This window comes from Mesorhizobium sp. WSM4820 (genome assembly GCF_055811075.1).
Genome location: NZ_JBVVQN010000005.1, coordinates 343,528 through 363,641 on the forward strand (window position 1 = coordinate 343,528; position 20,114 = coordinate 363,641).

Sequence of the window (20,114 nt, forward strand, 5' to 3'; positions counted from 1 at the left end):
GGCAAAAAAGGCCTGCTGAAGCAGCCATCGTGCAGGGCGGTGCCAGTCTGAAATGCGCCGACCGTATCGAGCGGCCAACCAAGTCGCATCTGGTGCTGATCACCGACCTCTACGAGGGCGGCAATGGCCAGGAATTGCTGCGGCGGCTGGCGGCGCTGGTTCGATCCGGCGTCAATGTCGTCGTGCTTCTGGCACTGACCGACCAAGGCCGGCCCGGCTACGATCCGGCAATGGCAGGTTCGGTCGCAGCACTTGGCATTCCGGTCTTCGCCTGCACGCCGGATTTGTTCCCGGACATGATGGCGGCAGCATTGCGCCGGGAAGATATCGGTGCCTGGGCGGCGGGCGCCGACATCAAGCTGGTTCGCGCCGAGACCGAGGCTGCCAGGGCGGACGACTGAGCCCCATGTTCCAGAGGATTGCCGAACCCCTGTCGCGGCTGGAAAGCGGCTGGACAGGTCAGCGATTGTGGCCGGCAGTTCCGCTATTTCATGTCCTTCAATCCCGCATGCGCCACTGCGATGCGAGCGGCAAGCGCGGCGTTGTTGCGGACCAGCGCGATGTTGGCCTTCAGGCTGCGGCCCTGCGAAAGCTCGTTGATGCGGGCGAGCAGGAACGGCGTCAGTTCCTTGCGACCGATGCCGCGTTTTTCGGCTTCCGCCACCGCCGCGGCGATCGTGCCATCGATGAAGGCTGGATCGAGCGCATCCAGTTGCGGAATTGGATTGGCGACGAGGATGCCTGTGCCCGAGCCGATCTGCTCGTGCAGCAGCATGGCCTGCGCAATGTCCTGCGGCGTATCGAGGCGATGATCGGCTTTAAGTCCGCTGGAGCGCGTATAAAAAGCCGGAAAGTCGTCGCTCTGGTAGGCAATCACCGGCACGCGCTGGGTCTCCAGATATTCCAGCGTTTTTGCAATATCGAGGATCGATTTCACGCCGGCGCAGACGACGGTCGTGCCGGTCTGGCCGAGTTCGGTCAGGTCGGCCGAGATATCGAAACTGGCCTCGGCGCCACGATGCACGCCGCCGACGCCGCCGGTCGCGAAAATACCGATGCCGGCCAATGCAGCGATCCGCATCGTCGCCGAAACCGTGGTTCCGGCCGAGCCGCCGCCCACCATAATGGCGGCGAGGTCGCGCCCGGACGCCTTGACCACGTCCTTTGCCGCTGCCAGCTGCTCCAGCTCGCGGTCATCGAGCCCGACCTTGATCTTGCCGGCGACCACCGCGATCGTGGCGGGCACCGCACCGTTCTCGCGCACCACGGTTTCAACGCCGCGGGCAGTCTCCAGATTGGCCGGAAAAGGCATGCCATGGGTGATGATCGTCGATTCCAGCCCCACCACCGCGCGGCCATCACGAAGCGCTGCAGCGACTTCGTCGTTCAGGTGGAGAAGGGAAGGTTTCATAGTCATCTCGCTTTCAGGGGTCGTCTGGCTTTCAGGCGGGAATGCGGTACATGCCGGCGGTGAGGAAGCGCGGCGACAGATCGGGATGGACGCTGGATTCGCTCTCGGTGGTCAGCGTGGCGAGCAGTGCGCCGGTGCGCGCTGCGTCGAGCACGGGATCGCCCGAAAGCACCTTGTACATGGTGCCGGCAATCATTGCGTCGCCGGCTCCGGTGATGTCGACGGCGCGGGCCGGGACAGAACGCATCGTTGCCACGCCGCCTTCGGTCGCGACCGCAAATCCGTGCGCGCCCATGGTCACGATCACCTCGCTGGCGCCGGCCGCGCGCAGCGCCGCCGCGGCCTCTTTCGGCTTCAGCCGCTTGTCGGCATCCGTGATGCCAAGCATCGTATTGGCCTCGTCATGGTTGGTGAATAAAAGGTCGATGCCGGACAGGTCCTTGGGCAGGCGTGCCGATTTCGGCGACGACACCGTGTCGACGGCGAGCTTGAAGCGCGCGCCCTGCTTGCGTGACATCAGCGCCGCGATCGTCGCGGCCGGCAGGTTGCAGTCGATGAACACCCAAGTCGCCGAAGCCAGATGCGGCCAGAAACGGTCGAGACAGGATGGCGAAAACAGATCGAAGATCTCCATGTCGGCGATGCCGAGCACGAGATCGTTATTGAGGTCGAGGATCGCTGCATATTCCGCCGTCGGCCGCTCCGTTGACGTGATGACCTGGCTGACGTCGGCGCCCAGGTCGCGCAGATGCCGCACCAGCGAGCGGCCGGTCTCGTCGTCGCCGACAATTGAAACGAAGCTTATGTCGACGCCGAGGCGGACGAGGTTCTCGGCGACGTTGCGGGCGACGCCGCCGAAGCTGCGGTAGCCGGCGACCGGGTTCGACGTCCCGAAGATCAGATCCTTCCTGGCGTGGTACTTGCGGTCGAGGACGGCGCCGCCGATGCAGATCATGCGCTTGGACGCCGGCAAGACATAGCCGCGGCCAAGAATGTAGCCCTTGTTGACGAGCTGCACGATGTGGGCCGCGACGGTCGAGCGGGCAATGCCGAGCGCGGTCGCTATATCCTGCTGGCCGGCGAACGGGTTCGCCGCAATGAGATCCAGCACTGCCTGTTCCTGTGCTCCAAGGTCGTCCATCGCCTCACCCCGGTCCGCGCAATTCATGCTGAACTTTGAACAACAACAGATGATGTTGTCAACATTTGTTTGGCTGGCGAGCCTGTCGATGCTAGTCGCTGGTACTGGTCAACGCCCGGCGCCGCATCACATTACTTGTTGCCGATGGCAAGAAGTTTGAAAGCAGGCGGATGAACGAACAGGAGTTGATGTCGGAGCTGGAGCGGTTGGTTTCCGAGGATCGGAACCCGAGGACGATGGATATCGACCTGCTGCCGACCATTGAGATCCTGCGCCTGATCAATGACGAGGACAGCGGCGTTCCGGCCGCCGTCGAGAAGGTCATTCCGGAAATTGCTGCCGCGGTAGACCGGATCGTTAGTGCGTTTCAAAAAGGCGCGCGGCTTGTCTATATGGGCGCCGGCACGAGCGGCCGGCTGGGGGTCCTCGACGCCTCGGAGTGTCCACCGACATTCGGCGTGCCCGAGGACATGGTGCTCGGCCTGATCGCCGGCGGCCCCAAAGCGCTGGTGCGGGCTGTGGAAGGCGCCGAGGACGATCCGCAACAAGGCATCAAGGCACTGCAGGGCATCAAGTTGACCGCCGACGATGTGGTGGTCGGCATCGCGGTCAGCGGCCGCACACCCTACGTCATCGGCGGCTTGACCTATGCAAGGCAGGTCGGAGCAACGACGGTGGCGCTTTCCTGCAACCCCAGGTCAGTCATTGCCGGAATTGCCGACATTGCCATCTCTCCGCTTGTCGGTCCCGAGGTTCTCGCCGGCTCGACCCGGCTGAAGTCGGGAACCGCGCAAAAGCTGGTTCTCAACATGCTGACGACAGCCAGCATGATCCGGATCGGCAAGAGCTATCAGAACCTGATGGTCGACCTCAATCCCAGCAACAAGAAGCTTGTCGCCAGGGCGGTCGGGATCGTCATGCAGACCACCGGCTGCACAGCGCAGCAGGCACGACGGGCGCTCGACCAGACCGGCAAAGACGTCAAGCTGGCGATACTGGTGACAATCACCGGGATGGGCATCGAAGAGGCGCGCAAGGCGCTCGACAATGCGGGCGGGTTTTTGCGAAAGGCGATCGGCGAAAAGACGCTGTGAACCCTGGATGCCGGTATACCAGTATACAGGGCGGATCGACTTCGACAAAGGCAAGGCATGGGACCTTGCTCACCAAACGGATCCATCCGACACATCATTTCGACAGCGGGATTATCGAGATTCGCCAATCGGTCGGCGATCGCGTCAACGGAGCCTATCAAATGATGATTGCGAAAAGTGGCGAACCAATCTGGGCCGTCGGCCTGATGACCGGCACCGTGCTGGACGGCAATATCGATGTTGCGCTGATCAAGACCGACGGCGAGCGGATCGAGGATTTCGGCACCTATACGCTGGCGCCTTACCCCGGCTCGATCCGGACGCTGCTGGAGGAGACGCTGGATCAGGCCAGGGCGTGGAATTTTGCCGGACCGGAGCCGGCGATCTTTCGCGAAGCTGAACAAGCGCTGACGCGCGCCCAGTCAGTAGCCGTCAAGGACCTGGTCGAAAGCTACGGGCTGACGATGGCCAATATCGGCGTCGTCGGCTTCCATGGCCAGACCGTGCTGCATCGCGCCCCACAAACCGGCCGGCTCGGCCAGACCCGCCAGCTCGGCGATGGGGCTTTGATGCATGCCATACTGGGGACCAAGGTCGCCTATGATTTCCGTTCGGCCGACATGCGCGCCGGCGGGCAAGGGGCGCCGCTGTCCGCGGCCTACCACGCCGCGCTGCTTCGCGATGCCGATATCAGCGGCGACACGGCGGTGCTCAATCTCGGCGGCGTCGCCAACATCACCTGGTGGGACGGCAAGGACAATGTCGTCGCCTTCGACACCGGACCGGCCAATGCGCCGTTGAACGATTTCATCAAGGCGAAAGGGCTGGGCGAAATGGATCGCGACGGCGCGCTGGCGCGGACCGGCACCGTCGACGAAGACCGGCTGGCCAAGCTCCTGCAGCATCCCTACCTGGCCAAGCCCTATCCAAAGTCGCTTGACCGGTTCGATTTCGGCGCGGCCATGGCGGATGGGATGAACGCTGAGGATGGCGCCGCACTGCTGACGGCCTTCACCGCCGCAGCCGTCGGCAAGGCGCTCGACCTCCTGCCGCACCGGCCAAAGCGGCTGGTGGTCAGCGGCGGCGGCCGCCACAACCCGACGATCATGGCCATGCTCGCCAGCCGCGCTGGTGTCGAAGCGGTGCCGGCGGAGGCGCTCGGCTGGAAGGGTGACGCGGTCGAGGCGGAGTGCTTTGCCTTCCTGGCGGTTCGCGTGCTCAGGGGCCTGCCGATCAGTTTTCCGACCACCACCGGTGTGCCACAGCCGATGCGCGGCGGGCGCCTTGCCGGCTGATCAAGTCAGCAGTTTTTTCTGCAGGAAGACGCGGCTGCGACCGGCGGGAAAATCGGGAAGCACGCCGAACAGCCGATACCCCTGACGCTCATAGGCCTTGGCCGCCTGGGGATTGAAGGTGTCGATCAAGGCGCCATGACAGCCGCGTGCGACGGCCTCCTGTTCGGCTGCGTCCAGCATCCTGCCGGCCATGCGCTGGCCGCGCAGCCGCTCATCAACCCACAGCCACTGCACATAGAGCCAGCCCCAGGCGGTGTATCCCGAGATGCCGGCGACAACCGCACGGTGCTCGTCGCGCACGAACACGGCGAGCACCTTCCTGTTGGCCGGACCGACTTCGCCGTCGTTGAACGCGCTGAGCCGCTCCGCGAGAAAAGCGAGTTCTTTCGGCGAAGGGTCGGCGGTGATTTCAAGCGTCATGTTCATCGCTTGTCCAGACAGGCTCACAGCCGGATACCGGTATACAGCGCTTCCGGACGCGTGGCACTTTCATTTGCATTTATCGAAGGAAAGGCGGGGAGCGCAAGCTCTGCCGCCGCGTGGCTCCGCGACTACACGGGCCGCGGCGAATGCCACGCCGCCGAAGCGGCAACCAGCATGAGCAGCGCGGCGACCATTGCAGATGCCGCAAAGCCGAAGCTGGAATAAAGCGGTCCGAAGGCGGTGGTGCCGACAAACACCGCGAGATAGGTCACTGCGCTGTTCAAGCCCATGATCGTGCCGCGCCGCGCAGGATCGAGCGCCGAGAGGCGCATCACCAGGACGTTCAGCCCGAAATGATTGGCAAGGCCCCAGACCGCGATCATTGCGATGGTCAGATGGAAACTGCTGCCTGCCGCGGCGAGCGCGACATAGACGGCCGCGACGAGGAGATAGGCGAACGGCATGACACGTCGCGCGCCAAGCCGATCGATCACGCCGTCCAGAAGTGCCGCCATGCCGAAGCCGGCGCCATAGGCGAGCGCCGCCAAGCCGTTGGCGCTGACCGGCCGTCCCAAGCCGTTGTGAAGGTGATCGCCAAGATAACCATAGACGCCATAGAAGGCGGTCATGAAGGCGCCGCAGGCGACCAGGAGCGGCACTATGCCGGGAACGGCCAAGGCGCCGAGCGGCGTCGGCGCCGGGCCGCTTTTCCTGACGTTGCTCAACGACGTCAGCGTAAGGCCGGTCAACGCGAGCGCCGCAAGCACCGCAACCGCTGCGAAAACGGCGCGCCAATGCACCAGATCGGCAAGCACCGCCGACAATGAGACGCCGGCGACCATGCTCAGGGTCCATCCGGTCAGCACGACACCGATGGTTCCACTTTCGCGGCCAGGCGGCGCGATCGCCGCGGCGCTGGCATAGATTGCCGGCATGGCGATACCGGCGGCGATGCCGGCAACAAGCTGGGCCGTAACCAGCATCGTTACCGTCGGCGCGGCGGCGCTGGCGAGAAGCGCGATCGCCAGCAGCAGCAACGCCCCTTGCAGCATGCGGCGGGCGCCGAGCCGATCGATATGGCGGGCCAGGAACAGGGCGCTTGCCGACGTGCCAAGCCCGAACGCAGCGGACGCGATCATGACGGCCGGCACGCTCGTCGCAAACGACGCGGCCACCGCCGGCGCTATCGGACCGAGAACCAGCGAGTTCGAGCCGATCACCGCGATGCATCCGGTCAAGAGATAGGCGAGCGCCGGGATAGGCGGCCTTGCCGTAAATGTTGCGACTTGATCACTGTTCGACATATGCCGATAATCGCCGTATTAAATTCTGTATCAATAAGGAATTTCACCATGGATGAAGAAACAGATGGCATTCTGCAGAACAGGCCTGCTGCCCGCGATGTCGACGCGACCGACCGAAAAATATTAGGCGTTCTGGTCGACGACGCCACGGTCAGCTATGCCGAGCTCGGCGATCGTGTCGGCCTGTCGCCGCCGGCCGCGCATGAACGGGTGAAGCGGCTTCGGCGCAGCGGCGCCATTCGCAACACAGCGGCGATCATCGATCCCAAGGCGGTGCGCAAGCCGCTGCTTGCCTTCGTGCACATCGACACCAAGGGCTGGGGAAAAACCCCCGAACTGATGGCGATTTCCGAGCACCCCGAAGTCGAGGAGATCCATTCGGTGGCCGGCGACACATGCATGCTGATCAAGGCCCGCACCGAGGACACAAGGGCGCTCGAAGGGCTGCTGTCGCGGCTTTACGAAACGCCTGGCGTGACCTCGACGCGAAGCTATGTGGTTCTGTCGACCTATCTCGAGCGGCCGGTGCAGCCCGGGATCACGACCGAATGGCCAGCGCCCCGGCACATGGCTAAGCCGCTGTATTAGCGCCGTCCGGTCAACCAAGCTCCAGGGTGGTTATCGCAAAGACACCTGACTGCGTAAGCTGCGGCGCTTTTCCCCTATACATTCGAGCCGTCTCGAAGCCCGGTTGAAGGCCAGCGGACGTCAGCCTGGCTGCAAATTGCCCGCTGGTCTCGGGAACGTCGAGATGGACATTGCCGGGTCTGGAAGCGTTGGCGAGCGCCGTGAAAAGGCGACTTGCCACGTCCAGGCTGTTGGCAAAGAGCGGCCCGATCTTGCAACCGTCACGGCAGCGGCGCGCGACGCCATACCCCTCGATGGCGCGATCCCTGACGATCGCAAGCGCGACGTGCGGCGGGCGCAGCCAGTGTTCCAGGAAGGATCGCCGCGGAGCGGGAAAGAACCGGCTGTCGTAGTCCAGGACATCGGCTTCCGGGCCTATGACGCAAATATCGCTGTCGGCAGTTGCCGGACCGTTCGGCGATCCGACGAACCGGATCGTCCGGTAGACCGGCGCAAAACCCATGCTGCGGTAATTGGCCTGCTGTTCGACGACACCATCGAGGCCGACCGTACGGTCGCCGAGCCGCCCCATGCCGGCATCCCAGACCGCCTTGCCATGGCCCTCGCCGCGCCTGTCCGGCCGACAGATGTAGAGACCGATGAAGCCGAAATCGTCGCCATAGGCGACGGCCGAAATACCGGCCACCATCTCGCCATCGACAAAGGCGCCGATGAAGCCGTCCGGATCCGCCGCATGGAACGCCACGGCATCGCCGAGGCCCGGATTCCAGCCCTCCGCTGCCGCCCAGTCGACAAGGATTTTTACGTCTTCAAGTGCGAGCGTTCTGATCGTTCGGCGCATTGCCTCACTCGGCGGCTACGGTACCGGGGGCGAAGGACTTCAATGCGCCAAGATAGGGCTTTGCCAGCGGGTTTGCATAGGCGCCACGCTTGGACGTCGACAGGCCAAGCGCGATCAGTGCCTCGGCCTGCTTGACCGCGGCGCCGACGCCGTCGATGACCGGAACGCCGAACTCCCGCCGCAGCGCGGCGGCGAGATCGGCCATGCCGGCACAGCCAAGCACGATGGCCTCGGCGCGATCCTCGTCGAGCGCGCGCGCGATCTCGCCGCGCAGCTTCAGGATCGCATCGGAGGTTGGGTCTTCGAGCGCAAGAACCGGAATGTCGGCAGCGCGCACGCGTGCCCGTCCCGCCATGCCATAGCGCTGCACCAGCGCTTCGACCGGCACGCGCGAGCGCTCGGTCGTGGTGACGACGGTGAAGCGCTGGGCGATGAAAGACGCCGTGCTGAGCGCTGCCTCGCAGATGCCGATGACCGGAATGTTGGCCATGGCGCGCGCCGCATCCAGGCCGGTGTCGTCGAAACAGGCGACGATCGCAGCCAGCGCGCCCGAGCGTTCGCCGGCGGCGATCTCGACCAGCAAGCCCGGCACGGCAAGCGCCTCGTCGTAGTAGCCTTCGATCGACACAGGTCCCATCGACGAGGTGACGGCGACGATCTCCGTTCCGGCGGCGGCGACGAGCCGCGCCGCCGCTGCAATGGTTTCGGTCATGCTGGCGGTGGTGTTCGGATTGACGACGAGGATCTGCACTGCGGTTCTCTCAAGCTCGCGGCCGACGGCCACCGACATAGGCGATTGCGCCGAGCGTCGCCAAAATCACCAGGAAGGAAAATACCGTGGTCACGGTGCCCAGCGCATAGAGCACTGGCGTCGTCACATTCGTCGTCATGCCGTAGATTTCGAGCGGCAGCGTGTTGAACGTGCCCGAGGTCATCAGGGTGCGGGCGAACTCGTCATAGGACAGGGTGAAACCGAACAGGCCGACACCGATCAGGCTGGGCGCGATCATCGGCAGCACGACATGCGCGAAGGTCTGCCAGGAGGTCGCGCCCAAGTCCCGCGCAGCTTCCTCATAGGCCGGCGAAAACCGGTTGAAGACCGCGAACATGATCAGCACGCCGAAAGGCAAGGTCCAGGTCAGATGGGCACCAAAAGCAGAGGTGTACCAGGCGGGACGAAAGCCGATCTGCTGGAAGACGACGCCGATGCCGAGCGAGATGATGATCGACGGCACGACCAGGCTGGCGACTGCCAGATAGAACAATGCGGTGGCGCCGCGAAATTTTTGCCGAAAGGCAAGACCGGCAAGCAGCGACACGCCGACGGTGACGATCATCACCATCAGGCCAAGAATAAAGGAGCGTTTGAAGCTGCCGCCGAAATCACCGACCGCCTGGCGTTCGAACAGATTGGCGAACCAGTGCAGCGAAACGCCGTTCAGCGGAAAGGTCAGCCCGCCATTCTCGCCCTGGAAGGACAGGATCAGGATCGCCGAGAGCGGGCCGTAGAGAAACAGCACGAAAAGGGCGAAGAAGGCCGCCAGCACGTAGAATTCGAGGGTGCGCTTGTCCCGGCTCATCGCCTCACAGCTCCTTGCGGATGTCGACGATGCGCAGGATGCCGGCGACCATCAGCAGCACCAGCACCAGCAGCACGACCGCGTTGGCGGCCGCTGCCGGATATTGCAGCAGCGACATCTGGTTCTTCATCATCAGCGCGACGGATGCGCTCTGTCCGCCGGACATCACCTGCACCGTCGAAAAGTCGGCCATCACCAGCGTGACGACGAAGATGGTGCCGATTGCCATGCCGGGCTTGGCAAGCGGGATGACGACGTTCCACAACACCTGCCAGCCGGACGCGCCGGCATCGCGCGCAGCCTCGATCAGCGACTTGTCGATGCGCATCAGCGTGTTGAAGATCGGTGTCACCATGAACAGCGTGTAGAGATGCACCATGGCCAGCACCACGGCGAATTCGGAATAGAGCAGCCATTCGATCGGCTTCGAGATCAGCCCGATCTCAACCAGCGTCGAGTTGACCAGGCCGTTGCGGCCAAGCACCGGAATCCACGAGATCATGCGGATGATGTTGGATGTCAGGAACGGCACCGTGCAGACCAGGAACAGCACCATCTGCATGGCGGTGGTCCTGATATGGAAGGCGAGGAAATAGGCGACCCAGAAGCCGACGAACAGCGTCAGTGCCCAGACGATACCAGCGTATTTCAGCGTGTTCAGATAGGTTTTCCAGGTCACCCACGAGCCGAGCGTGTCGGCGTAGTTGATGGTCAGGAAATCCGGATACATCGCCGCGAAATCGTAGTCCCAGAAGGAGACCACGGCGATCATCAGGATCGGCAGCAAAAGGAACGCGCCGAGGATCAGCGCCAGCGGCGCCGCCTGGAGGTAGGGGACGAGGCGGGCAAGAGACAGGCGGCGGCGTTTGGCCGGTTTGGCCTTGATCATTCCAGGACGTTCGAGCACTGCTGTCATCAACATCTCGGTAGGCTGCGAGGCGGCCGGAGCTGCGTCCCTTCTCCCCTTGTGGGAGAAGGTGGATTGGCGCGCAGCGGCAAGACGGATGAGGGGTGTTGGAAGAAACTCAGCGTTGGCGATCCGTCCAACACCCCTCATCCGACCGAGCTTCGCTCGGCCACCTTCTCCCACAAGGGGAGAAGGCAAGAAGGCGCTACGCCGCGATGAATTCGTTCCAGCGCCTCACCATGTAGCGGTCCTCGTCCATGACCGAGTTCCAGCAGGCGACCTTGCCCATGCGCTCGACAAAAGAGCCGCCGTCACGCACCGCGCCTGCCTTCTCCATGATCTTGCCGTCCGGCGCCATGATGTCGCCCTTGGCCGGCTTGCCGTCGACCCAGTAGCCCCATTCGTCCTCGGACATGAACTGCTTGGCCGTATCCATGGCGGCCGAGTAATAGCCCTGGCGGTTGAGGTAGGCGCCGACCCAGCCGGACAAGTACCAGTTGATGTACTCGTAGGCGGCGTCGAGCTCGGCGCCCTTGAGATGCGCCGCCAGGCCAAGGCCGCCGCCCCACGAGCGATAGCCTTCCTTGAGCGGCTGGTATTTGCAGGCGATGCCCTTGGAGCGCACCGCCGCGACGGCCGGCGACCACATCGACTGGATGACCACTTCGCCCGAAGCCATCAAATTGACGCTCTCATCGAACGATTTCCAGAAGGCGCGGAACTGGCCGTCCTGCTTGGCCTTGATCAGGAAGTCGATCGTCTTGTCGATCTCCTCCTTGGTCATATTGCCCTTGTCGGCATATTTGACGTTGCCCATGGCTTCCATGATCATCGCCGCATCCATGATGCCGATCGACGGGATGTTGAGGATAGCGGCCTTGCCCTTGAAGGCCGGATCCATGATGTCGGCCCAGGTGGTGATGTCGCGGCCGACAAGGTCGGGGCGGATGCCGAGCGTATCGGCGTTGTAGATGGTCGGAACCATCGTCATCCACTGGGTCGGCTGCTTGGCGAAGGTCTTGGCGTCCTGCGCCTCGACGAAGCCGACGGTATGCGGCGCGGTGCCCTGGGCGATGACGCTGTCGGGCGTCAGCTTGCCGGTGATGAACAGCGGCACGATCTTGTCGTAATATTTCAGCTTCTTGACATCCATCGGCTGCATCACGCCGGACGGATACACCTTCTTGGCGATCCAGTATTCGATGTCGGCGATGTCGTAGCTGTCCGGCTGGGTCACCGCGCGCTGGGCGGCGGCGTCGGAATCGGTCGCGGTCATTTCCAGCGTGATGCCGAGGTCGGCCTTACACTTGTCGGCAATGGCGTTGAGGTTCGACACGCCGGTGCCGAACTGGCGCAGCGTGATCGGGTTCTGCGCCCAGATCGTCGGAAACCCTGATATGGCACCCGAACCGGCGGCAAGACCGACGGCGGCAGCACCGGTCTTGAGCAGCGAGCGGCGGGAAATTCCTGTCTTGTTGTCGGTGGTGTTGGTCATGTCAGTTCCCCTGTTTTGATTGGTGGTTCTGGTTCAGGAATCGAGACGGCCAAGGACAATCGCGTCCTCGGCGTCCCAGGCGATCGGCACCGCGTCGCCGACGGCGACCGGCTTGGCGAAGAAGCTGGTGTCGTCGACGATGACGGTAAAATCCTCGATGCCGGCGCCGTTGACCGAGAGTTTTACGGTCGAGCCGCGATATTCGACATTGGAGGCGATGCCGGTGAAGCCGAGCCCCGCGGCCGGCGGGTCGCCGATCCGCACATGGTCGGTGCGAATGGCGATATCGATCGGCTCGCCGATCGCCCGGCCCTGGCCGCTGGCCGCAAGCGAGGCGCCACCCGGCACATCGAAGACAACCATGCCGTCGCGGCTGCCGCTGACGCGGCCGGAGACGACGTTGTGATCGCCCATGAAGCGGGCGACGAACGCGGTGGCCGGCCGCTCGAAGACGATGCGCGGATGCGCCGCCTGCTCGATACGGCCGTCATTCATGACCACGATCAGGTCGGCGAGCGCCATCGCCTCCTCCTGGCTGTGGGTGACGTGGACGAAAGTGATGCCGAGCGACGTCTGCAGCTTCTTCAGTTCCGCCCGCATGCGGATCTTCAGGAATGGATCGAGTGCCGATAGCGGCTCGTCGAGCAGTAGCGCTTCGGGGTCGGTGATCAGCGCGCGGGCCAGAGCGACGCGTTGCTGCTGTCCGCCCGAAAGCTGCGCCGGGCGGCGGCCGGCGTAGCCCTCCATCTGCATCAGCTTCAGCATATCGAGCGCCCTGGCGCGGCGCTCTTCCTTGCCGACGCCCTTCATCTTGAGGCTGAACGCAACATTGTCGACCAGGTCGAGATGCGGAAACAGCGCGTAGGACTGGAACATCATGGCGGTGCCGCGCCTGGCCGGCGGCAAGTCGGTGACCACCGTGTTGCCGAGACGCACGTCGCCGCTCGATATGCTCTCATGCCCGGCAATCATGCGCAGCGTCGAGGTCTTGCCGCAGCCGGACGGCCCGAGCAGGCAGCAATAGGTTCCCGCGGGGATTTTCAAGCTGATGTCTTCGACGGCAGTCGTTGCGCCATAGATCTTCGAAACGGACACGATGTCGATTTCGGCGGCTTTGGACATCCGGCTTCCTCTCTAAATCAACTTAAGCAAAGCATCATGCATGCCAGTTGCCCCAGATCGGCCTCAAACGATGGATTCCTTGGGAAAATCAGAATTGCCTCCGGCTGCCCCTCGAAACGGCATGCCTGAGAATGCACAAATTATAGGCGATCGCCATCGATTCTCGCAAAAATCGTATGCAATCTTTTCCGGCATCGTATTCACTTTGCCCCTCGTGCAAGCGACCCGATTCAGGGTAGAAAGGCGCAGGGATCACCATCATGAATATAGCCGACCAGACTTTCCCTGCTGTCGACAGTGCCAACGAGGATCGCGCCCAGGCGATCCGCGACCAGTTGCGCGACGCGATCGTCGACCGCCGGCTGGCGCCCGGAACCAAACTGTCGGAAGGCGAGGTCGGCACTTTATTCGATGTCAGCCGCACCGTGGCGCGCGCGGCGCTGCAGATGCTCTCCTTCGAAGGCCTGGTACGGACCGAGCGCAATCGTGGCGCCTTCGTCGCCAACCCGTCGCCGGAGGAAGCGCGCCAGGTCTTCGCTTCGCGCCGGCTGATCGAGCCCGGCATAGCGATTGCGGCAGCCGGGCGGATGACGCCGGACCATGTCGCTGCCTTCAAGGCGCAGCTCGATGAAGAGGGCCGCTTCATTGCCGAACGCGGACCAAATGCAAGACGCTCGGAAATCAAGGCTTCGGGCGATTTTCACCTGCTGCTGGCTTCGGTTGCCGGAAACGCCATCCTCCAGCGCTTCATGGAAGAACTGGTGGCGCGGTCATCGCTGGTGATCGCGCTCTACGGCCGCTCGGGCGTCTCGAGCTGCGGCCATAGTGAGCACATGAATATCCTGGAGGCGCTGGAAAATGGCAATTCCGAACGCGCCAGCGCGCTGATGCTGCATCACATCGATCATATCGAGGCCGACCTCGATCTGCGTGTCAGGAGCGGTCCGGCGCTCAGGCAGGCGCTCGAGTTCTGACGCTCATTTCGACCGGAGGGACGCGAATACCGCGCCCCTCAAAGCCGTTGGGCTCGGACCTTCAGGATCTGGTACAGCAAATCGCGGACGCGCCGCAGCCTCATCGACCACTTCTGGCTCATCTGCTTTCCAGTTCTGTTCGCCGACTGCCTACGTCTCAAAAAGCTTGGGCCGCCATGGCCATTCCAACCAGCGAGGTGGCGATTCCAGCGGTGCGGACCGTCGTCGGCCAACGAGCCAGCTTGACAGCGGACAGAATGCCGATTGCATGCAGCATCGACGTGGCGAGCATGAAGCCAGCGGCGTAGGCGATGCCGCCGGCGCTCTCGGGACTCTCAAGGCCGTGGGCGTTGCCGTGGAAGAGGCCGAACAGGGCCGTCAGTGCCGCCGCGGCGGCCAGCGGCAGCGGGCTGACGAGGCCGACCATGGCGCCGAAGACCACAAGCGACAGCGCGATGCCGGTTTCAAGCGAAGGCAGGCCGATGCCGGCCATGCCGAGAAAGGCCCCTGCGACCATGGCCGAGACAAAGAACAGCGGCACAAGGACAATGCTGCGCCCGCCGGCAGGGGCGCCGATCATGCCGACTGCAACCATTGCGAGCAGGTGATCCATGCCGAACAGAGGATGTTCGAGGCCGGCGAAAAAACCGTGGACGTGAGCGCCGCCGCTATGGGCAAACGCCAGCGACGGCGTGACGGCAGCGAGAGCTGAAAGGATGCCAAGTCTTGCAAATATCTTCATGCTTGCGGAAGTTTTCATGATTGTACCTGTTCGATGAGAGTGACGGATTCCGGTTTCAGTGCCCGGGAACGGTGAATTGCGAAGCGGCGGAACGGTCCGCTAGGGCACGCGCCGCGGCGAAGCCGAGCGGCTTTTGCTCAGCGCCATCGTGATAGATGAAGGCGAGCCGTCGACGGTGCGATGTCAGGCGCGCCGGCAGCGGGTGATAGGCGACGCCGGTGCCGCCGACGAGCGGCATGACCGCGCCGACGTCGACCAGATCCTCGGTCTCGACGCGCAAGAGATGAAGCCGCACGCCGTCGGCCCTCTCGCCGACAAAGGGTATGCCGGCCAGGCGCAGAAAGCTGGATGGGTCCGGCGCCCGCGCAAAGCCTTCGAGGAAGGCGGTTTCGACAAGGTCGAGGTCGACCGATGCGGGATCAGCCGGCAACTCGTGAGCCTGGTCCGGCAGATGCGGCGTCTGCCATTGCAGCGGCTTGCCAGCGGGCCCGTTGTGGCCGGGGGCGTGCGGATGGTCATGATGACCGTTCGGCCCGTGATGATGGTGGCCGTCGCCATGGCCATGACTGTGGTGATGATCGTCGTGCATGGTCAAAAACTCACCGGTTTGTCGATGATCGATTTGTGCTTGCCGAGATTGCCGTGGGCGACCATCGAGCCGAGCGCTTCGACGACGACACGCACGCCGAACAGCGCGGTGATGTCCGACGTGTCGTAGGGCGGCGAGACCTCGACCACTTCCAGGCCGCAAATGCCAGGCGCCGTCACCAGCCCAAGCAGCTTGAGCGCCTCGCGCGGCAGGAAGCCGCCCGGCTCAGGCCAGCCGGTGCCGGGTACGAAACCGCAATCGAGGCTGTCGACGTCGAAAGAGATATAGACGGCGTCGGTGTCCTTCCATGCGAGCTCGAGCGCGATTTCCGCCGCCTTCTCGAGGCCCATCTGCTCGATGTCGGCAATGGTCAGCACGTTGGTGCCGCGCTTTCTCGCCTCGGCGACGCCGTAGCGGGGAACCTGCCAGCCGCCGATGCCGAGCTGCACGAGATTGGTCGCCGAGACATTCGGCAGGTTGGTCGCCCAGTACCAGGGCGTGGTGTGCATGCGCTCGTCGAGATCCTTTTCCTGGATGTCGATATGGCGATCGAAATGGATGATGCCGATGCGCTTCGAGGTCACGTCGGCGATGCCGCGCACGCAAGGGAAGCCGATCGAATGGTCGCCGCCCAGCATGATCGGCAGCGCGCCGGACGAGGCGACATGGCTGACGCCCTTGGTGATCTGGTCAAAACTCTTTTCCAGGTTGGCGGGAATGGTGAAGACGTCGCCGGCGTCGCACAGCGTCATCTGCTCGCGCAAATCGACGCCGAGCTCGTAATTGTACGGCGTATAGAGCGCCGAGATGCGGCGAATGCCTTGCGGCCCGAAGCGGGTTCCCGGCCGGTAGGTGGTGCCGCTGTCGAAAGGAATGCCGATGACGGCAGCATCATATTTGCCGACATCGCGGACGTTCTCGACATAGGGCGCCTTGAGAAAGGTATTGATGCCGGCGAAATGCGGCAGCTCGCCGCGCGCGAATGTCGGGATCGACTTGTCGACGATCGACTCCGACCCCGGCAGGCCCATGTCGAGCGCCCATTGCTGCTCCTTGCGCCAGCCGCTTTCCGGCAGCTTGCCCTCGGCCTCGATCGACTTCCAGCCCTGCGTGCCGCGGGCGTCGAAATCGGGGTGGTGAAAACGCTCCCTGGCCGCCCGGGCGACGAGCCCTGCACGGCGGTGGCTGCGTTCGGGGATATCTCTGGACATTCAAACTCTCCGTTACGACGCCGTCGTCGCCATTGCTGTATCCGGCCGGGTCGTCCCGACCATCGCGGCCACCTTGGCCAAGTGATGAGAGGAAGCCCGGGTCTTGCGATCGAGCCTCAGATCGTAGGTGATCGTCGCGCCGTAAGCCGACGGGAACTGCGGATCGTGGCGCACCTTGTCGAAGACCAGCACACGGGTGCCGAGCTTGAAGGCCTCGCCGATATCGTGGGTGACCATCACCACCGTCATGCCATGCTCGGTCCACAGCTCGGTCAGCAGGTCGTGCATCTCGACGCGGATGCCGGGATCGAGCGCACCGAACGGCTCGTCGAGAAGCAGTATCTGCGGACGGCCAAGCAAGGTCTGCGCAATCGCCAGCCGCTGCTGCATGCCGCCGGAGAGCGATGCCGGATAGAGGTCACGCGCATGGGCAAGGCCAACCCGTGCCAGCATGGCCTGGGCCTGTTGCCTGGCGTTTCTGCGCCTGGCGCCGAAGACGCGGCCAAACGGCCCGCCCGAGCGAAAGTCTTCGACCAGCAGCAGGTTCTGCATGGCGGTCAGATGCGGAAACACCGAATAGCGCTGGAAGACGATGCCGCGCTGTGGCGTCGGCTCGGGCACGATCGGGCCATCGCCGACGATGACGACACCGCTGCTCTGCTGCTCCTGGCCGAGCAGGATGCGCAGGAACGTCGATTTTCCGCAGCCGCTGGCGCCGACCAGCGACAGGAATTCGCCGGCTTCGGCGGTGACGTTGACCCGCTCGAGCACGTGGGCATCGCCATAACTCTTTTCCAGCCCGTGAACGACGATGCGACTCATCTGGCCTCCACCGGATGCGCCCAAGGGGAGATTGCCCGCGACAGCCGCACCAGCAGCCAGTCGGTGATCACGGCAAGCAGCGTGATCCAGGCGACATAGGGCAGGATGACGTCCATCGAGAGATAGCGGCGGACGAGGAAGATGCGGTAACCCAGCCCTTCGGTCGAGGCGATGGCTTCGGCGGCGATCAGGAACAGCCAGGCCGGCCCGAGTGCCAGCCGCACGCAAGTGATGAGGCGCGGCATGATCTGCGGCAGCACCAGCCGCAAGACCGTGGTCCAGCTGTTGCCGCCAAGCGTTTGCGCCTTGGCCACCAACTCTGGTGGCAGTTCCATCACCCGGTTGGCGATGTCGCGCACCATTACCGGCGCGACGCCGACGGCGATCAGCGTGATCTTGGCCGTTTCGCCGAGGCCGAGCGCGATGAACAGGATCGGCAGCAGCGCCAGCGGAGGGATGACGCAAACGACGGTGACGAACGGCAGCAGGAACGCCCGCACCCGCGGGATGAAGCCGATGGCAATGCCGAGCGAAAGCGCGGCGACCGTGGCAACGCCCACGCCCGCGAATAGCCTGAGGAGACTGGCATAGGTGTCGACCCACAGGATGAGGTCGCCCGAGCGCTTGTCCGGCACCGTGGCAAGGTCAAGAAAGGCCGACCACATCTGTACCGGCGAAGGCAGCAGCTTGTCGCTGGGATTGACCGCCAGTCGTTGCGCCGAAGCGAAGAGATAGGCGATCGCCACGAACAAGAACGGCAAGCCGCCGAGGAACAAGGCGCCGCCGCGCGAAACCTTCGCATTGATCATGCGAAGGCGCACCCTCGGCTTTGGCCGGGAAGGGCGTGTGGTGCCCTCCCCGCCCGTCGCGGAGGCTTCATCCCTGGCACTCATTCCCTTGGCCAGCATGTCGGGTCAGGGCGTCGCGGTGGCCGCCTCGGCCATGAAGGCTGGATCGAAACGCAGCTTGACGTTGTTGGCGTCGCCCAGCGTCGATCCATCGGCAAAGCTCATGCCGACGACGTCGACGCTCGTCGCGTTGGTGCCGAGAATGCCGTGGCTGAACAGGAAGTTGCGGACAAGATCCATTGTCTTCGGCAATTCGCTGCCTTTGGTGAACTCGACCGCCTTGGCGGGATCGAAGAACATTGCCGTCGAGGCAAGCTGGGCGTCGAAGCCGCCGAGGTCGGTGCCGGACGCCTTGGCCATCTCCTCCTTGGCTGCCTTGCCTTCCGGCGTGTCGGAGGTCATCAGGTCCATCACCTCGTACCACGCGCCGACAAGCGCCTTGCCCAATGCCGGATTGTCCTTCAGCGTCTCGGTGTTGACGACCATCATGTCGATGATCTCACCGGGAATCTGCGCGGAATCAAAAACCTTGTGCGCACCCGGCATGGCGACGATCTCGGAAACCAGCGGGTTCCAGGTAACGACCGAGGTGACGTCGCTGGTGCCATAGGCGGCGACCATGTCGGCGTCGGACGTGTTGACGACGGTAATGTCCTTCTCGGCGAGCTCGACCGTGTCCAGCGCCCGCGCCAGCAGGTAATGCGAGACGGAGAGTTCGACGAGATTGACCTTCTGGCCGGCAATGTCGGCGAGCGCTACCTTGTCCTTGAGGATCACCGCATCATTGCCGTTGGAGAAGTCGCCGATGATCAAGGCGGTGGTGTCGACGCCGCCGCCTGCGGGGATCGACAGCGCGTCCATGTTGGTCATCGAACAGCCGTCGAAACCGCCGGCGGTGTACTGGTTGATGCTTTCGACATAGTCGTTGATGCGGGTGATCTCGACATTGATGCCGTTCTTGTCTGCCCATTTCTTCATGATGCCGCTGTCGGAGAGATAGCCCCACGGCATCCAGCCGACATAGATCGACCAGCATATCTTGAAGTCTTTCTTGGGCGCCGCGTCGGCAGCGGAAACGATGGGAAGGCTGAGTGATGCGGCTAGGATGATTGCGGCCAGCTTGCGAAGCATTGCGTACCCCTGTTCGCGATCCGGATTGCGTCCGGACTTTATGTTGGGGTTTGCGGAGCGCGCATCCGGGAGAGGTTCGCGCCAGCAAACCCGTGCAGGGTTCTCCCGGGATTTTGGCCCGCCGTGTTCCGCCGGATGCCTCAGTGCATCCCTGGCGGTCGCATCTCTTGGACCAGCACCGCTGTGTTGCGGCCGGAACCCTAGACGCTCTGCACATCACCAACGATGCAAGGAGCATGCCAATGCCGAACAGGCCAAAAAGGCCGGCATTTGTGGACTGTGCGGCTTCGAGCGTTCGCACAAGTGACGCGAAAATCATCGCATCGCCGACGGATTGGGCAGTTTGCCTGATTGCTAGTGGTCAAAATCTGACGCTTGCTTCCGGGGCCGTTAGCCCCCTCAGGGTGGGAAGGAAACCTAACTCACCAGCTCTCCGACGGCGCGTGTGCGCCAGGAGTGGTCCTTCAAGCCGCTGTTATGGAACGACCTGTGTGGGGCCGGAAGGAGACTGGCAGGTTCTGGAGAGCGAGGCCAAGAAGGCAGACTTACGCGGTAAGCCGCGCCGGGCATCCGGTGAATCACAGCTCCAGAGGCGT

General features: G+C 63.6%; 20 protein-coding genes, 1 pseudogene and 1 riboswitch. Of the genes and pseudogenes, 5 read left to right on the top strand and 16 right to left on the bottom strand.

Annotated elements, in window-relative coordinates; translation table 11 throughout:
- Positions 1-53 precede the first annotated feature (53 nt).
- Positions 54-401: pseudogene (locus AC0L2R_RS11470) on the top strand (VWA domain-containing protein); the annotation flags it as partial.
- Between the two features lie 83 nt (positions 402-484).
- On the opposite strand, the gene AC0L2R_RS11475 reads toward AC0L2R_RS11470, so the two are convergent.
- A complete protein-coding gene (locus AC0L2R_RS11475) occupies positions 485-1,411 on the bottom strand; it encodes a pseudouridine-5'-phosphate glycosidase (protein WP_473508913.1) in 927 nt (308 codons plus the stop codon).
- Positions 1,412-1,442: 31 nt separating this feature from the next.
- A complete protein-coding gene (locus tag AC0L2R_RS11480; protein WP_473508915.1) occupies positions 1,443-2,552 on the bottom strand; it encodes a carbohydrate kinase in 1,110 nt (369 codons plus the stop codon).
- A 170-nt stretch (positions 2,553-2,722) separates the two neighbouring features.
- Between AC0L2R_RS11480 and murQ the strand changes: the two genes are divergently transcribed.
- Together murQ and AC0L2R_RS11490 are read left to right on the top strand one after the other, a co-directional pair.
- Positions 2,723-3,646 carry an N-acetylmuramic acid 6-phosphate etherase gene (gene murQ, locus AC0L2R_RS11485; RefSeq protein WP_473508917.1) on the top strand — a complete coding sequence of 308 codons (924 nt, stop codon included), beginning with the start codon at positions 2,723-2,725 and terminating at the stop codon, positions 3,644-3,646.
- Positions 3,647-3,810: 164 nt separating this feature from the next.
- Complete coding sequence (locus tag AC0L2R_RS11490) at positions 3,811-4,941, top strand: anhydro-N-acetylmuramic acid kinase (protein WP_473508974.1); 1,131 nt, start codon at positions 3,811-3,813, stop codon at positions 4,939-4,941.
- Here AC0L2R_RS11490 and AC0L2R_RS11495 read toward each other — a convergent pair whose 3' ends face one another.
- Together AC0L2R_RS11495 and AC0L2R_RS11500 are read right to left on the bottom strand one after the other, a co-directional pair.
- Positions 4,942-5,367: a GNAT family N-acetyltransferase gene (locus tag AC0L2R_RS11495; protein WP_473508919.1), complete on the bottom strand. Its 426-nt coding sequence runs from the start codon at positions 5,365-5,367 to the stop codon at positions 4,942-4,944. It abuts the gene before it with no gap.
- Positions 5,368-5,492: 125 nt separating this feature from the next.
- Positions 5,493-6,668, bottom strand: coding sequence for an MFS transporter (locus AC0L2R_RS11500; RefSeq protein WP_473508921.1), 1,176 nt, complete (start codon positions 6,666-6,668; stop codon positions 5,493-5,495).
- Positions 6,669-6,716: 48 nt separating this feature from the next.
- Here AC0L2R_RS11500 and AC0L2R_RS11505 point away from each other — a divergent pair, with 48 nt between their 5' ends.
- A complete protein-coding gene (locus AC0L2R_RS11505; protein ID WP_473508923.1) occupies positions 6,717-7,256 on the top strand; it encodes an Lrp/AsnC family transcriptional regulator in 540 nt (179 codons plus the stop codon).
- 10 nt (positions 7,257-7,266) lie between these two features.
- Here AC0L2R_RS11505 and AC0L2R_RS11510 read toward each other — a convergent pair whose 3' ends face one another.
- The 6 genes from AC0L2R_RS11510 to AC0L2R_RS11535 form a co-directional block, all read right to left on the bottom strand.
- Entirely contained in the window at positions 7,267-8,097 is an 831-nt protein-coding gene (locus AC0L2R_RS11510) for a GNAT family N-acetyltransferase (RefSeq protein WP_473508925.1), read from the bottom strand.
- A 4-nt stretch (positions 8,098-8,101) separates the two neighbouring features.
- Entirely contained in the window at positions 8,102-8,887 is a 786-nt protein-coding gene (locus tag AC0L2R_RS11515; RefSeq protein WP_473508927.1) for an aspartate/glutamate racemase family protein, read from the bottom strand.
- Complete coding sequence (locus AC0L2R_RS11520; protein WP_023800164.1) at positions 8,859-9,677, bottom strand: ABC transporter permease; 819 nt, start codon at positions 9,675-9,677, stop codon at positions 8,859-8,861. The genes AC0L2R_RS11515 and AC0L2R_RS11520 overlap by 29 nt, the downstream gene beginning before the upstream one ends.
- 4 nt (positions 9,678-9,681) lie before the next feature.
- Positions 9,682-10,566 (bottom strand): ABC transporter permease, encoded by an 885-nt coding sequence (locus AC0L2R_RS11525; RefSeq protein ID WP_473508976.1) that lies wholly within the window; start codon positions 10,564-10,566, stop codon positions 9,682-9,684.
- A 223-nt stretch (positions 10,567-10,789) separates the two neighbouring features.
- Positions 10,790-12,079, bottom strand: a complete 1,290-nt coding sequence (locus tag AC0L2R_RS11530; protein ID WP_473508929.1) for an ABC transporter substrate-binding protein — start codon at positions 12,077-12,079, stop codon at positions 10,790-10,792.
- A gap of 33 nt (positions 12,080-12,112) precedes the next feature.
- Positions 12,113-13,201 carry an ABC transporter ATP-binding protein gene (locus AC0L2R_RS11535; protein ID WP_473508931.1) on the bottom strand — a complete coding sequence of 363 codons (1,089 nt, stop codon included), beginning with the start codon at positions 13,199-13,201 and terminating at the stop codon, positions 12,113-12,115.
- Between the two features lie 260 nt (positions 13,202-13,461).
- Between AC0L2R_RS11535 and AC0L2R_RS11540 the strand changes: the two genes are divergently transcribed.
- The gene (locus AC0L2R_RS11540) at positions 13,462-14,175 is read left to right on the top strand and encodes a GntR family transcriptional regulator (RefSeq protein ID WP_023800160.1); all 714 of its coding nucleotides are present in this window, start codon (positions 13,462-13,464) and stop codon (positions 14,173-14,175) included.
- 157 nt (positions 14,176-14,332) lie between these two features.
- Here the strand turns inward: AC0L2R_RS11540 and AC0L2R_RS11545 are convergent, their stop codons facing one another.
- From AC0L2R_RS11545 to AC0L2R_RS11570, 6 genes are all read right to left on the bottom strand, one after another.
- A complete protein-coding gene (locus AC0L2R_RS11545) occupies positions 14,333-14,935 on the bottom strand; it encodes a HupE/UreJ family protein (RefSeq protein ID WP_473508933.1) in 603 nt (200 codons plus the stop codon).
- 37 nt (positions 14,936-14,972) lie between these two features.
- Positions 14,973-15,506 carry a hypothetical protein gene (locus AC0L2R_RS11550; protein ID WP_473508935.1) on the bottom strand — a complete coding sequence of 178 codons (534 nt, stop codon included), beginning with the start codon at positions 15,504-15,506 and terminating at the stop codon, positions 14,973-14,975.
- A 2-nt stretch (positions 15,507-15,508) separates the two neighbouring features.
- Positions 15,509-16,717 (bottom strand): agmatinase family protein, encoded by a 1,209-nt coding sequence (locus tag AC0L2R_RS11555; protein WP_128171904.1) that lies wholly within the window; start codon positions 16,715-16,717, stop codon positions 15,509-15,511.
- A 12-nt stretch (positions 16,718-16,729) separates the two neighbouring features.
- On the bottom strand, positions 16,730-17,539 hold the full coding sequence (locus tag AC0L2R_RS11560; protein ID WP_473508937.1) for an ATP-binding cassette domain-containing protein: 810 nt from the start codon (positions 17,537-17,539) through the stop codon (positions 16,730-16,732).
- Positions 17,536-18,348: an ABC transporter permease gene (locus AC0L2R_RS11565; protein ID WP_473508939.1), complete on the bottom strand. Its 813-nt coding sequence runs from the start codon at positions 18,346-18,348 to the stop codon at positions 17,536-17,538. The genes AC0L2R_RS11560 and AC0L2R_RS11565 overlap by 4 nt, the downstream gene beginning before the upstream one ends.
- A 105-nt stretch (positions 18,349-18,453) precedes the next feature.
- A complete protein-coding gene (locus AC0L2R_RS11570; protein WP_473508941.1) occupies positions 18,454-19,518 on the bottom strand; it encodes a putative urea ABC transporter substrate-binding protein in 1,065 nt (354 codons plus the stop codon).
- A 100-nt stretch (positions 19,519-19,618) separates the two neighbouring features.
- Positions 19,619-19,733, bottom strand: a riboswitch (guanidine-I (ykkC/yxkD leader).
- Positions 19,734-20,114 lie beyond the last annotated feature (381 nt).

Bases quoted from the DNA above. Each gene is read 5' to 3' on its own strand.
- AC0L2R_RS11525 (WP_473508976.1), bottom strand. From the start codon at position 10,566: ATGATCAAGGCCAAACCGGCCAAACGCCGCCGCCTGTCTCTTGCCCGC.
- AC0L2R_RS11535 (WP_473508931.1), bottom strand. From the start codon at position 13,201: ATGTCCAAAGCCGCCGAAATCGACATCGTGTCCGTTTCGAAGATCTAT.
- AC0L2R_RS11500 (WP_473508921.1), bottom strand. From the start codon at position 6,668: ATGTCGAACAGTGATCAAGTCGCAACATTTACGGCAAGGCCGCCTATC.
- AC0L2R_RS11545 (WP_473508933.1), bottom strand. From the start codon at position 14,935: ATGAAAACTTCCGCAAGCATGAAGATATTTGCAAGACTTGGCATCCTT.
- AC0L2R_RS11540 (WP_023800160.1), top strand. From the start codon at position 13,462: ATGAATATAGCCGACCAGACTTTCCCTGCTGTCGACAGTGCCAACGAG.
- AC0L2R_RS11490 (WP_473508974.1), top strand. From the start codon at position 3,811: ATGATTGCGAAAAGTGGCGAACCAATCTGGGCCGTCGGCCTGATGACC.
- AC0L2R_RS11560 (WP_473508937.1), bottom strand. From the start codon at position 17,539: ATGAGTCGCATCGTCGTTCACGGGCTGGAAAAGAGTTATGGCGATGCC.
- AC0L2R_RS11510 (WP_473508925.1), bottom strand. From the start codon at position 8,097: ATGCGCCGAACGATCAGAACGCTCGCACTTGAAGACGTAAAAATCCTT.
- AC0L2R_RS11555 (WP_128171904.1), bottom strand. From the start codon at position 16,717: ATGTCCAGAGATATCCCCGAACGCAGCCACCGCCGTGCAGGGCTCGTC.
- AC0L2R_RS11515 (WP_473508927.1), bottom strand. From the start codon at position 8,887: ATGTCGGTGGCCGTCGGCCGCGAGCTTGAGAGAACCGCAGTGCAGATC.
- AC0L2R_RS11505 (WP_473508923.1), top strand. From the start codon at position 6,717: ATGGATGAAGAAACAGATGGCATTCTGCAGAACAGGCCTGCTGCCCGC.
- AC0L2R_RS11550 (WP_473508935.1), bottom strand. From the start codon at position 15,506: ATGCACGACGATCATCACCACAGTCATGGCCATGGCGACGGCCACCAT.
- AC0L2R_RS11565 (WP_473508939.1), bottom strand. From the start codon at position 18,348: ATGATCAATGCGAAGGTTTCGCGCGGCGGCGCCTTGTTCCTCGGCGGC.
- AC0L2R_RS11475 (WP_473508913.1), bottom strand. From the start codon at position 1,411: ATGAAACCTTCCCTTCTCCACCTGAACGACGAAGTCGCTGCAGCGCTT.
- AC0L2R_RS11530 (WP_473508929.1), bottom strand. From the start codon at position 12,079: ATGACCAACACCACCGACAACAAGACAGGAATTTCCCGCCGCTCGCTG.
- murQ (WP_473508917.1), top strand. From the start codon at position 2,723: ATGAACGAACAGGAGTTGATGTCGGAGCTGGAGCGGTTGGTTTCCGAG.
- AC0L2R_RS11520 (WP_023800164.1), bottom strand. From the start codon at position 9,677: ATGAGCCGGGACAAGCGCACCCTCGAATTCTACGTGCTGGCGGCCTTC.
- AC0L2R_RS11480 (WP_473508915.1), bottom strand. From the start codon at position 2,552: ATGGACGACCTTGGAGCACAGGAACAGGCAGTGCTGGATCTCATTGCG.
- AC0L2R_RS11570 (WP_473508941.1), bottom strand. From the start codon at position 19,518: ATGCTTCGCAAGCTGGCCGCAATCATCCTAGCCGCATCACTCAGCCTT.
- AC0L2R_RS11495 (WP_473508919.1), bottom strand. From the start codon at position 5,367: ATGAACATGACGCTTGAAATCACCGCCGACCCTTCGCCGAAAGAACTC.